Here is a 575-nt window from a genome sequence, read left to right as displayed (position 1 = left end):
AACAAGACGTTCAAGCCGATTCGAAACGCATTGGGGTTTTAGTGCCCAAATGGGCACGGATTTATCAGAGTTTATTTTAGGTTAGGGTGGATCTGCGTCTCTCACACCTTAACTTGCGCGTTATGTTCTCGGAGGTTTATGAAAAATTTCAAAATTAGCAGAATCCATACAAAGTCAGGTATTTTCAGGCTGTCTGGGGTCTTTAATGATGAAGTTGCTCTTGAAAACATCAGATATCTTTCTGCCGAATACATGGGAACTGACGGTTGGTGCGAACTCGATTTACAGTCAGAACATACTCAAAGCTTGTTGCGAAGTATTCAAACTGAAGTGTTACAGCATCTAAGTTGAGGAAGTCTGTTCCATCTACCAGACGTAGTTTTTAAACGTCAGTAGTCTCAAATAGCCACAAACATAACAAGCAATTTAAGAGGGATTCACAACGCTTGGCATTTTTGCTTCTACTTCAAATTTAGTGTTTATGGCACAATGCTTTAGGTTTGGGTGGAGGCGTTGTTCACCCCTTAATTGGGCGTTATTTCCGCAACGGATCTCTCAGGCTGAATGTACGTGGT

1 protein-coding gene is annotated in these 575 nt (G+C 41.6%); it reads left to right on the top strand.

Translation table 11 applies throughout. The annotated features are described in order from the left end of the window. Positions 1–205 precede the first annotated feature (205 nt). Positions 206–346, top strand: coding sequence for a hypothetical protein (locus D8S93_RS24790; protein WP_193621684.1), 141 nt, complete (start codon positions 206–208; stop codon positions 344–346). The last annotated feature ends 229 nt before the right edge of the window (positions 347–575 follow it).

It is taken from the genome of Vibrio sp. VGrn 2 (assembly GCF_009361695.1).
Lineage (GTDB): Bacteria > Pseudomonadota > Gammaproteobacteria > Enterobacterales > Vibrionaceae > Vibrio > Vibrio diabolicus.
The sequence above is the reverse complement of the archived record's forward strand: the minus strand, read 5'-3'. Positions and strand labels throughout refer to the sequence as shown.

Coding starts and splice junctions, on each gene's coding strand:
- D8S93_RS24790 (WP_193621684.1), top strand. CDS start 206: ATGATGAAGTTGCTCTTGAAAACATCAGATATCTTTCTGCCGAATACA.